This window comes from Pseudomonas sp. Sample_21 (genome assembly GCF_004307525.1).
GTDB lineage: Bacteria > Pseudomonadota > Gammaproteobacteria > Pseudomonadales > Pseudomonadaceae > Aquipseudomonas > Aquipseudomonas atacamensis.
Genome location: NZ_RCNZ01000027.1, coordinates 1 through 14,014, shown reverse-complemented (window position 1 = coordinate 14,014; position 14,014 = coordinate 1). Strand labels below are relative to the sequence as shown.

At 61.8% G+C, this 14,014-nt stretch carries 14 protein-coding genes; 8 read left to right on the top strand and 6 right to left on the bottom strand.

Annotation, left to right across the window (positions count from 1 at the left end):
- Positions 1-470: 470 nt before the first annotated feature.
- From D8U71_RS02085 to D8U71_RS02075, 3 genes are read right to left on the bottom strand one after another with little or no spacing between them, the layout of a single operon-like run.
- Positions 471-1,520 carry an alkene reductase gene (locus D8U71_RS02085; RefSeq protein ID WP_016771329.1) on the bottom strand — a complete coding sequence of 350 codons (1,050 nt, stop codon included), beginning with the start codon at positions 1,518-1,520 and terminating at the stop codon, positions 471-473.
- Between the two features lie 33 nt (positions 1,521-1,553).
- Complete coding sequence (locus D8U71_RS02080) at positions 1,554-2,720, bottom strand: MFS transporter (RefSeq protein ID WP_016771328.1); 1,167 nt, start codon at positions 2,718-2,720, stop codon at positions 1,554-1,556.
- A 34-nt stretch (positions 2,721-2,754) separates the two neighbouring features.
- Positions 2,755-3,057, bottom strand: coding sequence for a metalloregulator ArsR/SmtB family transcription factor (locus D8U71_RS02075; protein WP_016771327.1), 303 nt, complete (start codon positions 3,055-3,057; stop codon positions 2,755-2,757).
- A gap of 168 nt (positions 3,058-3,225) precedes the next feature.
- On the opposite strand from D8U71_RS02075, the gene D8U71_RS02070 reads away from it, so the two are divergent.
- Positions 3,226-3,810, top strand: a complete 585-nt coding sequence (locus D8U71_RS02070) for an ACP phosphodiesterase (RefSeq protein WP_130887065.1) — start codon at positions 3,226-3,228, stop codon at positions 3,808-3,810.
- Positions 3,811-3,915: 105 nt separating this feature from the next.
- On the opposite strand, the gene D8U71_RS02060 is transcribed toward D8U71_RS02070, so the two are convergent.
- Both D8U71_RS02060 and olsB read right to left on the bottom strand, forming a co-directional pair.
- Complete coding sequence (locus tag D8U71_RS02060) at positions 3,916-4,710, bottom strand: lysophospholipid acyltransferase family protein (protein ID WP_130887064.1); 795 nt, start codon at positions 4,708-4,710, stop codon at positions 3,916-3,918.
- Positions 4,710-5,465: an L-ornithine N(alpha)-acyltransferase gene (olsB, locus tag D8U71_RS02055; RefSeq protein WP_016771324.1), complete on the bottom strand. Its 756-nt coding sequence runs from the start codon at positions 5,463-5,465 to the stop codon at positions 4,710-4,712. The genes D8U71_RS02060 and olsB overlap by 1 nt, the downstream gene beginning before the upstream one ends.
- A gap of 153 nt (positions 5,466-5,618) precedes the next feature.
- Between olsB and D8U71_RS02050 the strand changes: the two genes are divergently transcribed.
- The 5 genes from D8U71_RS02050 to D8U71_RS02030 all read left to right on the top strand — a co-directional run bounded on the left by D8U71_RS02050 (position 5,619) and on the right by D8U71_RS02030 (position 9,971).
- Positions 5,619-6,497 carry an acyl-CoA dehydrogenase family protein gene (locus tag D8U71_RS02050; RefSeq protein ID WP_130887063.1) on the top strand — a complete coding sequence of 293 codons (879 nt, stop codon included), beginning with the start codon at positions 5,619-5,621 and terminating at the stop codon, positions 6,495-6,497.
- Positions 6,498-6,678: 181 nt separating this feature from the next.
- Positions 6,679-7,758, top strand: a complete 1,080-nt coding sequence (locus D8U71_RS02045) for a serine hydrolase (protein WP_130887062.1) — start codon at positions 6,679-6,681, stop codon at positions 7,756-7,758.
- Entirely contained in the window at positions 7,755-8,051 is a 297-nt protein-coding gene (locus D8U71_RS02040; protein ID WP_130887061.1) for an amidase, read from the top strand. The genes D8U71_RS02045 and D8U71_RS02040 overlap by 4 nt, the downstream gene beginning before the upstream one ends.
- A gap of 170 nt (positions 8,052-8,221) precedes the next feature.
- The gene (locus D8U71_RS02035; RefSeq protein WP_130887060.1) at positions 8,222-8,812 is read left to right on the top strand and encodes a YceI family protein; all 591 of its coding nucleotides are present in this window, start codon (positions 8,222-8,224) and stop codon (positions 8,810-8,812) included.
- Between the two features lies 1 nt (position 8,813).
- On the top strand, positions 8,814-9,971 hold the full coding sequence (locus tag D8U71_RS02030; RefSeq protein ID WP_056783426.1) for a phosphatidylserine/phosphatidylglycerophosphate/cardiolipin synthase family protein: 1,158 nt from the start codon (positions 8,814-8,816) through the stop codon (positions 9,969-9,971).
- A 185-nt stretch (positions 9,972-10,156) separates the two neighbouring features.
- Here D8U71_RS02030 and bglX read toward each other — a convergent pair whose 3' ends face one another.
- Positions 10,157-12,448, bottom strand: a complete 2,292-nt coding sequence (bglX, locus tag D8U71_RS02025; RefSeq protein WP_130887059.1) for a beta-glucosidase BglX — start codon at positions 12,446-12,448, stop codon at positions 10,157-10,159.
- Between the two features lie 258 nt (positions 12,449-12,706).
- On the opposite strand from bglX, the gene D8U71_RS02020 reads away from it, so the two are divergent.
- Together D8U71_RS02020 and D8U71_RS02015 are read left to right on the top strand one after the other, a co-directional pair.
- Entirely contained in the window at positions 12,707-13,315 is a 609-nt protein-coding gene (locus tag D8U71_RS02020; RefSeq protein WP_024011957.1) for a LemA family protein, read from the top strand.
- A gap of 13 nt (positions 13,316-13,328) precedes the next feature.
- A partial coding sequence (locus D8U71_RS02015; RefSeq protein ID WP_130887058.1) for a TPM domain-containing protein occupies positions 13,329-14,014 on the top strand: 686 nt, incomplete at its 3' end.

Here is a 14,014-nt window from a genome sequence, read left to right as displayed (position 1 = left end):
ATTGCCCGGCAGGATGTCAATCAGCCGCTATGGCCGATTATTGCGGCGGGGAGTTTAAACGTAGCCGGCCGTGGATTTTGTAGGGAAATTGTGTAGCTCTTGTGAATCCGTGTTTTGCCGCGTTTCCCTCACCCTAGCCCTCTCCCAGAGGGAGAGGGGACCGACCAAGCTGATCTTTCGAGTGACGCTGACCTGAAATATCCCGCCGAACTCGGGTTCTGAAGGATCTGCAAATCGGCTCCCTCTCCCCAATGGCGGGACCGACCGGGTTGTTTGCTCAAGCCGTGCCGACCTGAAATATCCCGCCGAACTCAAAGTTTGAAAAACACACCAATCGGCTCCCTCTCCCTCGGGAGAGGGCTGGGGTGAGGGGCTACGCCGGGTGCCACGCTACAAGCCCCAAGCCGAACAACAAAAAGCCCCGGACTCTCACAAGTCCGGGGCTTTTTCATTTCTGCGCTACAGCCTGATTACAAGGTCGGATAGTCGATATAACCGACCGGACCTTTACCGTAGAAAGTCTCCGGATGCGGCTCGTTCAACGGCGCATCGGCCTGCAAACGTGCCGGCAGGTCCGGGTTGGCAATGAACGGCACGCCGAACGCTACGGCGTCTGCCTTGCCGCTGGCCAGCCACTCGTTGGCGCTTTCCTTGGTGAACTTCTCGTTGGCAATGTATGGGCCACCGAACGCTTCTTTCAGTTGCGGGCCGAGGCTGTCGGCGCCTTCTTTTTCGCGCGAGCAGATGAACGCGATGCCACGCTTGCCCAGTTCACGGGCGACGTAGGTGAAGGTCTCGGCAAGGTTGTCATCGCCCATGTCATGGGAATCGGCACGCGGTGCCAGGTGCACACCAACGCGGCCGGCGCCCCAGACTTCGATCGCGGCGTCGGTCACTTCCAGCAGCAGGCGTGCACGGTTTTCCAGCGAGCCGCCGTACTGGTCGGTGCGCTGGTTGGTGCTGCTTTGCAGGAACTGGTCGAGCAGGTAACCGTTGGCGCCGTGGATTTCCACGCCGTCGAAACCGGCGGCCTTGGCGTTCTCGGCGCCGGTGCGGTAGGCGTCGACGATGTCGGCGATTTCAGCGGTTTCCAGGGCGCGCGGGGTTGGGTAGTCGGCCAGTGGGCGCACCAGGCTGACATGACCCTTTGGCTGAATGGCGCTTGGGGCCACCGGTGCTTCACCGTTCAGGTACGAAGGGTGAGAAATGCGGCCAACATGCCACAGTTGCAGGAAGATCTTGCCGCCGGCGCCGTGAATCGCTTTGGTCACGTTGGCCCAGCCACGCACTTGATCGTTGGACCAGATGCCCGGGGTATCCGGGTAGCCGACGCCCATCGGCGTTACCGAAGTGGCTTCGCTGAGAATCAGGCCGGCCGAGGCGCGTTGTACGTAGTATTCGGCCATCAGCGCGTTCGGCACACGGCCTTCGTCGGCGCGGCAACGGGTCAGCGGGGCCATGATGATGCGGTTGTTCAGCTCGATGTCGCCGAGTTTGATCGGGTCGAAAATAGTCGCCATGTCTAAAAGCCTCTCTTTAATTAAGGAAGTTGATCAGTTGGAAGCAGGCGCCAGCTCGGCATTGCCGTTCTGGCGGAAGGTAATCAGGGTCACCAGCAGGGCAAGTACGGCCAGCGCGGCGGCGGCCAGTGGCACGCTGGTCAGGCCGTAGCCGTGGGCGATGACGCTGCCACCGACCCAGGCGCCGAGGGCGTTGCCAACGTTGAAGGCGCCGATGTTCAGGGTCGAAACCAGGTTCGGCGCAGCCTTGCCGAAGGTCACCACGTTGACTTGCAGCGCCGGCACAGCGGCGAAACACGCGGTGGCCCAGAGGAACAGAGTGATCTCGGTCGGGATCAGCGCGACGCTGGTCCAGCTCAGCACCGTGGAAACCACGGCCATGGCGATGAACACGCCGATCAGCGTGGCGGCCATGCCTTTGTCGGCGAGTTTGCCGCCGATGATGTTGCCGACCGTCAGGCCCAGACCGATGAGCATCAGCGTCCAGGTCACGCCACGTGGCGACACACCGGTGACTTCCCCAAGCAGTGGGGCAACGTAGGTGAACAGGGTGAACACCGAGGCGGCGAACAGCGCGGTCATGCTCAGCGACAGCCAGATGCCGGCGCCTTTGAGCGCGGCCAGTTCGGCGCGCATGTCGAGTTTCTCTTCGTCACGCTTGGCCGGCAGGAAGCGGATCAGGCCGATCAGCGCGATCACACCGATGACGGTCACCGCCCAGAAGGTCGAACGCCAGCCGGCTTCCTGACCCAATGCGGTGCCCAGCGGTACGCCGAGCACGTTGGCCAGGGTCAGACCGGTGAACATCAGGGCGACCGCGGAGGCACGTTTGTTCGGCGCGACCAGATTGGCCGCCACCACCGAGCCGATGCCGAAGAACGCGCCGTGACACAGCGCGGTGACGACCCGGGCAAACATCAGCACGTTGTAGTCGCTGGCGATGGCGCAGAGCAGGTTGCCGACAATAAAGATGCCCATCAACGCCACCAGCGCGGCCTTGCGCGGCAGCTTCGCGGTGGCCAGCGCCATGAACGGAGCACCGATGGCCACGCCCAGGGCGTAACCGGTCACCAGCCAGCCGGCGCCGGGAATCGACACGCCGAGGTCCGCCGCCACGTCGGGCAGCAGGCCCATGATGACGAACTCGGTGGTGCCGATGGCGAAGGCGCTCAGGGCGAGGATGAGAAGCGAAAGGGGCATGCAGGTTTCCTTGTCGGCTGGCTGACGTTAAGGGTCAGAGCTCTTTACTGAGGGTGCTGAGAAACGCCTGGATGACGTCCTCGTTACGTTTGAAAAAATGCCACTGCCCGGCCTTCTGGCTGCTGATCAGACCGGCCCGTTGCAACGTTGCCAGGTGTGCCGACACGGTCGATTGCGACAGGCCGCAACGCTGATCGATCTGCCCGGCACAGATGCCGTACTCGTGGTTGTGCAACTGCTCGGGGAATTCGCCTTTCGGGTCTTTCAGCCAGTTGAGGATGTCTCGCCGTACTGGGTGCGCCAGGGCTTTTATTATTTCGTCGAGGTCGAGGTTCATGGCTTGGGCTCGTGGTGGCAGTAGCGATATATCGCGATGGAGCGAACTTTAAATCGTTGGATCGCGATATACCAATATGAATTCGGTCTGACGAACGCATAAATCGCTATATCGGGTTATAACGATATGAGGGTGCTGGAGGAGCGAGCGCAGTGCTAAGCTGCGCCCATGAACTATCTCGCGCATTTGCATCTCGGCGGCCAGCGCCCCGGTCAGTTACTCGGCAGCCTGTATGGCGACTTCGTCAAAGGGCGGCTGCAAGGCCAGTTCGACCCGGAAGTGGAGGCGGCGATCGCCCTGCATCGGCGCATCGACGTCTTTACCGATCGCCATCCACTGGTCGACATTGCTTTGGGACGCTTCAGCGAAACGCGGCGGCGCTATGCCGGAATCGTCCTCGATGTGTTTTTCGATCATTGCCTGGCGCGGGACTGGACGCTGTATGCCGACCGGCCGCTGGAGCAGTTCACCGCAGACGTCTATCACGTGCTGTCCCGTGAACGGCAATTGCCGGAACGGCTGGCAAAGATCGCCCCGCACATGGTCGCTAACGACTGGCTGGGCTCGTATCGCGAATTCGATGTGCTGGAGCAGGTGCTGCGCGGGATCTCGCGGCGCCTGACCAGGCCGGAGGAATTGGCCGGGGCAATGGCGGAGTTGCGGCGGTTGTATGAGCCGTTGAGTGAAGACTTCAGCCTGTTTTATCCGCAACTTCAGGATTTTGCGCAAAACTCTGATCCGCTGAAGATCTGAATGTGGGAGCGAGCCTGCTCGCGAATGCGGTGTCTCAGCCAATATAGATGCTGAATGGCACGACGCCTTCGCGAGCAGGCTCGCTCCCACAGGGGATTTGTGTTTTCAGGCGGCGATCAAATCGCCTGCGCGACGCGGTTCGGCAGGTTTCGCCACCTCACCAAACAACACCTTCTGCACCGCCTGCTGCGCTTCGAACGCCAGCGCCGCACGCTCGCGGCCCTGACACTCTATTGGCTTGAGCAGATGCACTTCGACGTCGCCGCAGTCATGGCTGAACAGGCGCATCAGGTGCGAGAGCAGGTCATCGTCACCAATGAACGGTGCGAGCGTGTCGATTTCGCCGTCACGCAGATAACGGATCGCCACCGGTTGCAGCATCACTTCGGAATCGATCGCCGCCGAGAGCAGGCGACCATGAAAAGTGCGCAGCGAACGGCCATCGGTGGTGGTGCCTTCAGGGAACATCAGCAGTGCATGTTCGGTTTGCAGATGGCGGGTCATTTGCTTGCGGATCAACTGACTGTCGCCCGACCCACGGCGGATGAACAGGCTGCCGGCCTTGGCTGCGAGCCAGCCGGCCACCGGCCAGGTGCGCACTTCGGCCTTGGACAGAAACGACAGCGGCGTGAGCATGCCCAGCAGCGGAATATCGGTCCACGACACATGATTGCTGACCCACAGCATCGGCTGTTTTGGCAGCTCGCCATGGACCCTCACGCGAAACGGCAGGGCATTGCTCAGCCGCGCCATGAAGAAGCGCGACCAGCGCTGGCGCCGCTCCATCGAGTGGGCCAGACCGATGCGTTCGAACACGCCGAACACGCTGGCCATGGTCAGGCCCAGTGTCACCACCAGCAGCACTCGCGCGATTCGCGCGTACACCCGCAACCGGCTCATCACACCGCCGCCTTGAAGTGTTTGGCGTAGCGCGGGCAGAGTTCGTCGCGCTTGAGCAGGATGAACACGTCGGCCACCTGGAAGTCTTCGTCCCAGCATGGCTCGCCGCAGATCTTCGCACCGAGGCGCATGTAGGCCTTGAGCAGCGGTGGCATTTCGGCGATGACGTTGGATGGAATATCCAGCGTCGGCAGCGGATTTTTCGGCTCGGCGCGCAGGTGTTCGGTGCACAGATAACGCTCGCGCAGACGCTGCATGATCGCGTGGGCCTGAATGCCGCCGTCCTGCATCGGGATGCTCGCGCAACCCATCAGATAGCTGTAGCCGCCCTGATTGAGCACTTCGGCCAATTCGCCCCAGAGCACGGCGATGGTGCCGCCGTTGCGGTACGCCGGATCGACGCAGGTGCGGCCGATTTCCAGGATCGGGCCTTGCAGATGGGCGAGGCCGTGCAGGCTGAATTCTTCTTCGCTGTAGAACTTGCCGAGGCTGCTGGCGGCGGTGTGATCGAGCAGACGCGTGGTCGCTACCAGGCGCCCGGTGTTCAGATCACGCACGCCGATGTGGCTGCAGTGAACATCATAATCATCCATGTCCAGACCCAGTTCCGCGCCTTTGAGTTTGGCGTTGAACTCGCCGCTGAAGACGGCGAAGCGCAGGGCCTGGGCTTGCTGCAAGGCTTCGGCGCCGATCAGGCGTTCGGCTTGCAGGCGGCGTTCATTGCCGGTGTCGCTGATGCGGGCGATTTGCGTCATGTGAATCTCCGTACGGGCCTTTAACCCGTCGTGGGTTGCAGCCGATCGACTTTCTTTATGCAGCCGTGTTGTGCAAAGTCAGGCTATGTAGCCCCGGTGTCATCGCCATGAACGTTCGGTGATGCTTATATGACAGCCCACAAGGAGGCGCCCATGCCCTGGACAGATCTGTTGCACCGCCGTGAACGCTTGCCCGCCGTTGCTGATCTGGCCGAGGGTTTTGCAACGTTGTTGCAGGCGCTGGGCAACGTCACGCCGTACGAATTGGCGGTGGCTGGCGGGCGGCGGATGGCCACGCCGGGGCTGGCGTTTCTGGTCGGTTATCAGGCGGCGCTGCGCATGTTGTGGCCGAGCGCGCCACTGAGCCTCGGCGCCTTGTGCGCGACCGAACAACGCAGCCTGCGCCCGGCCGATATGCAAACGCGGCTGAAAGATTTGCGCTTGAGCGGGCGCAAGGATTTCGTCACCGCAGGCGACGCCGCCGATTGGTTACTGGTGGCTGCGCGCAGTGAGGAGCTTGACGAAGCACCGCGCCTGAGTCTGGCGGTGGTGTATCCCGGCGAGCCCGGCGTTAAGGTGGAAAAACTGCCGGCGTTGCCGTTGATGCCGGACATCAGCCACGGTAGCCTGCACCTCGACGGCGCCCTGTGCGAACTGCTCGCCGGCGATGGCTGGGACGCCTACGTCAAACCGTTTCGCAGTCTTGAAGATGTCTACGTGCTCAGCGCCATGACCGCGTGGTTGTACGGCGTCGGCCAGGACAACGACTGGCCGCAGGCCCTGCAATTGCGTTTGCTGGCGCTTCTGGCCGGGTGCGCCGAGGCCAGCCGGCAAGCGCCGAACAATCCGGCCGGGCATGTCGTGCTGGGCGGGTTGTTTGCGCAGTTTGAATCACTCAAGACCGAGGTAGATCAGGCGTTGGTGCAGGGTGATCCTGCGTGGGCAGCGATGTGGCAGCGTGATCAAGGCGTGATGCAATTGGCTGCAGGGGCCCGGGCCAAGCGCTTGGCCAAGGCTCTTGCGTTGGCCTGACTGGCCTCATCGCGGGCAAGCCCGCTCCCACAGGTTTCAAACGTGTTCATGAAATGTGTGTTCACTTGGGACCCCTGTGGGAGCTGGCTTGCCAGCGATGGCAATTTCATGGACGACCAACATCTAAAATTTGTCATAAACCCTGACTAGGCTCAGCAGGTTCATTCCCAGAGCGCCCACCATGTTCAAAGGCCTGTCGCTGTTCCTGCTGCTGATCAGCCTCACCGTCCGCGCCGAACAATGGCCCGGCGAGCAATGGCCTATCGCCCCACAGATCACCGGCCCGGCTGCCCTGGCACTGGAAAACTACGCCTTCGCGCCCCGCAACGACGTCACCCGCCAGGGCATCCGCACCGACGCCTTGCTGATCATCCGCGACGGCCAGATCATCTACGAACGCTACGCCGCTCCGACCACTGCACAGACACCGCATCTGACCTGGTCGATCAGCAAAAGCCTGCTGGCCGCTGTCCTCGGCGTGGCCTATGGCGAAGGCCGGTTCAAGCTCGACGATCCAGCGCTGAAGTTCTACCCGGCGCTGGAAAAACACCCGGCGATCACCCTCGGCCATCTGCTGAACTGGGCCTCCGGTCTGGATTGGCAGGAAGACTACGAATACGCCCCGCTGAAATCTTCGGTGGTGGCGATGCTCTACACCCGCGGCCATCGCGACATGGCCGCGTTCACTGCGGGCCACGACGCCTACGCCGCAGCGGGTCAGGCTTTCCGTTATTCCAGCGGTGACAGCAATCTGCTCGCCGCCGCCCTGAAAACCATGGTCGGCCCAGAGCGTTACGCCGATTACCCGTGGACAGCATTGTTCGAACCGTTGGGCATTCGCCACGCCGTGTGGGAAAGCGATGCCAGCGGTACCTTTGTCGCCTCGTCCTATGCCTATCTCACCGCGCGGGATCTGGCGCGGGTCGGTCTGTTGATGGCGCGGGGCGGGCGCTGGAACGATCGGCAGTTGCTGCCCGAGGATTGGGTGGCATTCAATCTCAAGCCCTTTGCTGGCTACAAGGCGCAGCAGGACGAAGCCGTGCCCGGCGGACATTGGTGGCTCAATCGCCCTGTCGATGGCACACCATCACCATGGCCCGACGCCCCACCCGACACCTTCGCCGCCCTCGGCCACTGGGGCCAGGCGCTGTATGTGATGCCCAGCGAGAAACTGGTGATCGTGCGTTACGCCGATGATCGAGATGGCAGCTACCAGCACAATGAATTGCTCAAACGCGTGTTGCAGGCGGTGCGGCCATGAAGCGCTTTCTATTGTTGCTGTTGGTCGTGCTGCTCGGTTGGGGTTGGTATGAACGGGAAAACCTCTGGGCTTTCCCGGACATCATCAGCGCCTACACCGCCAAGGAATATTGCTCGTGTCGTTATGTGATGAACAACGATGCTGGGTATTGCCGTAGCTATGTGAAGCAATGGCTGCCAACCAGCGGTTTTACCGATGACGCTTCGAGCAAAATCATCACCGTCAGCGGCTTGGGCCGCAGCCACAGCGCGCAGTGGCTGAGCGAACGCCAGGGCTGTCGCCTGAATCCCTGAATTATCTGGTCTCCCCTGTGGGAGCGAGCCTGCTCGCGAAATCGTCGCAAGCCGCAATACATGCTGTGCGGGGAGCATTGCATTCGCGAGCAGGCTCGCTCCCACAGGGCTTGCAATAACTTGGCGGGCGGTTAAGGTTCGTGCAGGTTTATCGCCCCCACGAGTGTTCAATGTTCAACCGCTCCCTCTATACAACCTTCGCCAGTCTGCTGTTGACCGCCGCTGCACTGCCGGCCCAGGCCAATTGGTACCTGGACGGCGAGTCGTCGCGGCTGTCGTTCGTCAGCACCAAAAATGCCAGCGTGTCGGAAGTGCAGCGCTTTCTGGTGCTGCACGGCAAGGTCGACCCCAACGGTCGCGCCGAGGTCGAAGTCGAGCTCGAATCGATCAACAGCGGCATTCCGCTGCGCGATGAGCGCATGCGCAAGGAGCTGTTCCAGATCGAGCAATTCCCTTCGGCGACCATCACCACCCAGATCGACTTGCGCCCGATTAACGATCTGGCGCCCGGCGCGCAGTTGGAATTGCGCCTGCCGCTTACCGTCAGCCTGCACGGCAAGCAGCACGAATACCCGGCCGAGTTGCTCGCCACGCGTCTGGATGATCGGCGCTTTCAGGTGGTGACACTGGAGCCGCTGGTGATCAACGCCGAGGATTTCGATCTGGCGCCGGGCCTGGAAAACCTGCGCAAACTCGCCGATCTGTCGGCGATCAGTCTGTCGGTGCCGGTGGGTGCGGTGCTGATTTTCACGGCGCGCTGACATGCGCGGTGCGGTGTTTCCCTGGCGTGACGGCAACCGTTTCGAACTGTTGATCGACGGCCCGCAGTTCTTTCCGCGCATGCTCGAGCACATCGCTGGAGCTACAGAACAGATCGAACTGGAGCTGTATCTGGTCGAGGCCGGCGCCTGCGCCGAAGCCATCGTCCAGGCGCTGGTCGCGGCGGCCGAGCGCGGAGTGCGCGTGCGTTGCCTGTTCGATGATTACGGCAGCCTCGCGTTTACGCTGCATCTGCGTCAGCGTCTGACCCAGGCCGGGGTCGAGCTGCGTTTCTACAATCGCCTGAGCTGGCGGCGCTGGGTCGGCAATTTCTATCGTGACCACCGCAAGTTGCTGCTGGTCGACCAATGCCTGGCAGTGGTCGGCGGCACCGGCGTGACCGATGAATTCTGGACGCCGGGCCATGATGTCAGCGAGTGGCACGAAGTGATGGTCGAGATCAGCGGCCCATTGGTGATCGATTGGCAATTGCTGTTCGATCGCCAGTGGATCGCCAACCGTTACCGCCGCGCCTGGCGTCCGGCCGCGCATTTTGGTCTGCCGCGTCTGCCCCGCGTACCAGACAAGGGCGAGGGCATGGGCCGCGTGGCCTACGCTGACGCCCGCCAGCACCGGGACATTCTGCAATCGCTGTTTCGCGCGCTGAACAGCGGGCAAAAACGCATCTGGATGGCCACGCCGTACTTTCTGCCTACCTGGAAAATCCGCCGCTCGCTGCGCAAAGCCGCTGCACGCGGGGTCGATGTGCGGCTGTTGCTGACCGGGCCGCGCACCGATCACCCGTCAGTGCGCTACGCCGGGCACCGCTACTACCCGCGCCTGCTTAAGGCCGGGGTGCAGATCTTCGAATACCAGCCGTGCTTCCTGCACCTGAAAATGGTTCTGGTGGACGAATGGGTAAGCATCGGTTCGTGCAACTTCGATCACTGGAATCTGCGTTTCAATCTGGAGGCGAACCTGGAGGCGCTGGACCCGGCGTTGACGGCAGCGGTGGAGGCGAGCTTTGTGAAGGACTTCGGCTTGAGTCAGCTGGTGAGTCTGGAGGAGTGGCAGCGCCGACCGTTGTGGCGGCGGGTCAAGCAGCGGGTGTGGGGCTGGGTGGATCGGTTGGTGGTGAATATTCTCGACCGTCGCGGATAACCACGATTTTGAATACACCCTGAATCCAATCTGGTAGCGAGCCTGCTCGCGAAAGCGGTGTGTCATTTGATCGTTCCCACGCTCTGCGTGGGAATGCCTCTAGGGACGCTCCGCGTCCAGTGATGCGGAGCGTCACGGGCTGCATTCCCACGCGGAGCGTGGGAACGATCAATGTGGGATCGGTGTTACAGCAATTCAAAGCTCTGCTGCGTCACCGCCTGCGAATCCAGGCCGATCTGCACGTTGAACTTGCCAGGCTCGGCTGCGTATTTGAGCTGGGCGTTGTAGAACTTCAGGTCTTCCTCGGTGATGGTGAAGTGCACGACTTTCTGTTCGCCGGCCTTGAGCATGATCTTCTGGAAGTTCTTCAGTTCTTTCACCGGGCGGATCATCGAACCGGTGACGTCCTGGATGTACAACTGCACCACGGTTTCGCCGTCACGCTTGCCGGTGTTCTTGACCATGACGCTGGCGTCGAGCTTGCCGCTGGCGTTCAGGGTGGTCGATGACAGCGCCATATCGCTCAGGGCGAAGGTGGTGTAGCTCAAGCCATAACCGAACGGAAACAGCGGGCCGGTGGTGTCATCGAAATACTGCGAGGTGTAGTTGCCCGGTTTGCCCGGAGTGAACGGCCGGCCGATGCTCAGGTGGTTGTAGTAGGTCGGGATCTGGCCCACGGAACGCGGGAAAGTCACCGGCAGTTTGCCCGACGGGTTGTAGTCGCCGAACAGCACGTCGGCAATGGCGTTGCCGCCCTCGGTGCCGCTGAACCAGGTTTCCAGAATCGCATCGGCCGACTGGTTCTCTTCGAGAATCGTCAGCGGACGGCCGTTCATCAGCACCAGTACCAGCGGTTTGCCAGTGGCTTTCAACGCACGGATCAATTCGCGCTGGGTTTCCGGGATGTTCAGGTCTGTGCGGCTCGAGGATTCGTGGGACATGCCACGGGACTCGCCGACAGCGGCGACGATCACGTCAGCATCCTTCGCCGCTTTCACCGCTTCGTCGATCAGCACGCTGGCCGGGCGCGGGTCATCGACCACTTCCGGGGCGTCGAAGTTGAGGAAGTTCAGGTAGTCGAGGACCTTCTTGTCGCCCGTGATGTTGGCGCCACGGGCGTAGATCAGGTTGGCCTTGTCGCCGATCACCGAACTCATGCCGTCGAACAGGGTGACCGATTGCGCCGGGCGCCCGGCGGCGGCCCAGCTGCCCATCATGTCGATCGGCGCTTTCGCCAATGGACCGACCAGCGCGATTTTCGCGTCTTTCTTCAGCGGCAGGGTTTCGTTGTGGTTCTTCAGCAGCACCAGACTGCGACGTGCCACTTCGCGGGCCTCGGCGCGGTGCAGGCGGCTCTCGGCGTAGGTGTCGGCCGGATCATCCTCGGCCTTGCCGATGCGCAGGTACGGGTCCTTGAACAGGCCCATGTCGTACTTGGCCGCGAGGACTTCGCGCACAGCGTTGTCGATGTCTTTCTGTTCGATCTCACCAGACTTGAGCAACCCCGGCAGTTCTTTGCCGTAGAGGGTGTCGTTCATGCTCATGTCGATGCCGGCCTTGATCGCCAGCTTCGCCGCTTCGCGACCGTCGCGCGCGACACCGTGCTTGATCAGTTCGAAAATCGCGCCGTGATCGCTGACTGCCAGACCTTTGAAGCCCCAGTCCTTGCGCAGCAGGTCGTTCATCAGCCAGGTGTTGGCCGTGGCCGGAATGCCGTTGATCGAGTTCAACGCCACCATCACACCGCCAGCGCCGGCATCGATCGCGGCGCGGTACGGCGGCAGGTAATCCTGGTACATCTTCACCGGGCTCATGTCGACGGTGTTGTAGTCGCGACCGCCCTCGACCGCGCCGTACAGGGCGAAGTGCTTGACGCTGGCCATGATGCTGTCGGCAGCGCTTGGGGTCTCGCCCTGATAGGCCTTGACCATGACTTTGGCGATGCGCGAGGTCAGGTAGGTGTCTTCGCCGAAACCTTCGGAACTGCGGCCCCAGCGTGGATCGCGGGAGATATCCACCATCGGCGCGAAGGTGATGTCGAGGCTGTCGGCGGCGGCTTCTTTAGCCGCAACGCGACCGGACTGGCCGATGGCGTCCATGTCCCAGCTCGACGCGAGGGCCAGCGGAATCGGGAAAATCGTACGGTGACCGTGGATCACGTCGTACGCGAAAAACATCGGAATCTTCAGGCGGCTGCGCATGGCAGCGTCCTGCATCGGACGGTTTTCCGCGCGGGTGATCGAGTTGAACGTGCCGCCGATGTTGCCGCCGGCGATTTCCTTGCGGATCAGCTCGCGGGGCATTTCCGGGCCGATGCTGATCAGGCGCAACTGGCCGATCTTCTCGTCGAGGGTCATTTGTTTCATCAGGTTGCTGATGAAAGCGTCCTTGTTTTCCAAAGGTACCGGGGTCGTGGCGGCCAGTACCTGATGACTGGCCAGGCTGACGAACAGACCCAGCAAACACAGCTTCTTCATGAATTTTTTCTCTAGAGCCCAAACGGTGATGCAACACCGGCCAGCCAAAATGTAGGGAGCGACTATTGTTGTTCGGATACCAGCGCAAAATCCTGAGCCGGAAAACCGCAGCCGACAGCGGCAACGTGAACGCGAAGGGCACTTTTTAGCCGATTAGCCCGTCGCATGCCAGTGGCGGCGCCGATTATGCCCCAACCGCTGGCCGGGAATGCCCAGCGTTCGGTTTTTAAATCAAATGTGTCATGGAGCATCACTGCAATGAATATCAGCTCAACCTCCCGTTCACGGTTACAGATCGCCACGTTGCTGGTGTTCGCCACGCTGTTGACCGCGTGCGGCATCAACAATATCCCGACCCTCGACGAACAGGCCAAAGCCGCCTGGGGCCAAGTGCAGAACCAGTACCAGCGCCGTGCCGACCTGATCCCCAATCTGGTGGAAACCGTGAAGGGCTACGCGGCCCACGAACAGGAAACCCTGACCGCCGTGATTGAAGCGCGAGCCAAGGCCACCTCGATTCAGGTCGATGCCAGCACCCTCGACAATCCCGAGAAGCTCAAGCAGTTCCAGCAGGCGCAGGATCAACTGACCGGCGCATTGAGCCGCTTGATGGTGGTCTCCGAGCGCTACCCGGATCTGAAGGCCAACCAGAACTTCCTCGCTCTGCAATCGCAACTTGAAGGCACGGAAAACCGCATTGCCGTGGCGCGCCGCGATTTCATTCTGGCGGTGCAGAAGTACAACACCGAGATCCGCACCTTCCCCGGTCGCCTGTGGCACAGCGTGATGTACAGCGATCTGCCGATGCGCGAGACCTTCGAAGCCACCACGCCCGGCGCGGAGAAGGCCCCGGAAGTGAAATTCTGACTCGAGGTCGCCCATGCGTGTGTTGAAACTAAGCCTGGTGCTGATGCTGTGGCTGTTCGCCGTCAGCGCCCGGGCCGAATTGACCTTTCCGCCGCTGAGCGGGCGCGTGGTCGATCAGGCGCAAATGCTCGAGCCATCGATTCGCGCGCAACTGAGCCAGCAATTGCAGGCGCACGAGCAGGCCACCGGCGAGCAATTGGTGGTGGTCACGCTGCCGGATCTGCAGGGCACCACCATCGAGGATTTCGGCGTCCAACTGGGTCGGCACTGGGGCATCGGCCAGAAGGACAAGAACAACGGCGCCTTGCTGATCGTCGCCCGTGACGAGCGCAAACTGCGCATCGAAGTCGGCTATGGCCTGGAGGATCGCCTGACCGATGCGCAGTCGTCGGTGATCATTCATCAGGTCATCACGCCGGCGTTCAAGGCCGGCAACTTCAGCAAAGGCATCAGCGATGGCGTTGCGGCGATGCTGGTGGTGCTCGGTGGCAATCCGCTGGACGAACCGTCGACCGTGTATGAATCCAGCGGCGACCCGGCTGATGATTTCATCTCGCGGCACCCGGCGCTGTTCATGTTTCTGGTGATGTTGTTCATCGTGACGGTGTTTGTCTGCCAGATGCTCGGTATCCTGCCTGCCGGCCGGGGCGGCTCCGGAGGAGGGGGCGGCTTTGGCGGTGGCGGCGGATTCAGCGGCGG

Bases quoted from the DNA above. Each gene is read 5' to 3' on its own strand.
- D8U71_RS02085 (WP_016771329.1), bottom strand. From the start codon at position 1,520: ATGGCGACTATTTTCGACCCGATCAAACTCGGCGACATCGAGCTGAAC.
- D8U71_RS02080 (WP_016771328.1), bottom strand. From the start codon at position 2,720: ATGCCCCTTTCGCTTCTCATCCTCGCCCTGAGCGCCTTCGCCATCGGC.
- D8U71_RS02075 (WP_016771327.1), bottom strand. From the start codon at position 3,057: ATGAACCTCGACCTCGACGAAATAATAAAAGCCCTGGCGCACCCAGTA.
- D8U71_RS02070 (WP_130887065.1), top strand. From the start codon at position 3,226: ATGAACTATCTCGCGCATTTGCATCTCGGCGGCCAGCGCCCCGGTCAG.
- D8U71_RS02060 (WP_130887064.1), bottom strand. From the start codon at position 4,710: ATGAGCCGGTTGCGGGTGTACGCGCGAATCGCGCGAGTGCTGCTGGTG.
- olsB (WP_016771324.1), bottom strand. From the start codon at position 5,465: ATGACGCAAATCGCCCGCATCAGCGACACCGGCAATGAACGCCGCCTG.
- D8U71_RS02050 (WP_130887063.1), top strand. From the start codon at position 5,619: ATGCCCTGGACAGATCTGTTGCACCGCCGTGAACGCTTGCCCGCCGTT.
- D8U71_RS02045 (WP_130887062.1), top strand. From the start codon at position 6,679: ATGTTCAAAGGCCTGTCGCTGTTCCTGCTGCTGATCAGCCTCACCGTC.
- D8U71_RS02040 (WP_130887061.1), top strand. From the start codon at position 7,755: ATGAAGCGCTTTCTATTGTTGCTGTTGGTCGTGCTGCTCGGTTGGGGT.
- D8U71_RS02035 (WP_130887060.1), top strand. From the start codon at position 8,222: ATGTTCAACCGCTCCCTCTATACAACCTTCGCCAGTCTGCTGTTGACC.
- D8U71_RS02030 (WP_056783426.1), top strand. From the start codon at position 8,814: ATGCGCGGTGCGGTGTTTCCCTGGCGTGACGGCAACCGTTTCGAACTG.
- bglX (WP_130887059.1), bottom strand. From the start codon at position 12,448: ATGAAGAAGCTGTGTTTGCTGGGTCTGTTCGTCAGCCTGGCCAGTCAT.
- D8U71_RS02020 (WP_024011957.1), top strand. From the start codon at position 12,707: ATGAATATCAGCTCAACCTCCCGTTCACGGTTACAGATCGCCACGTTG.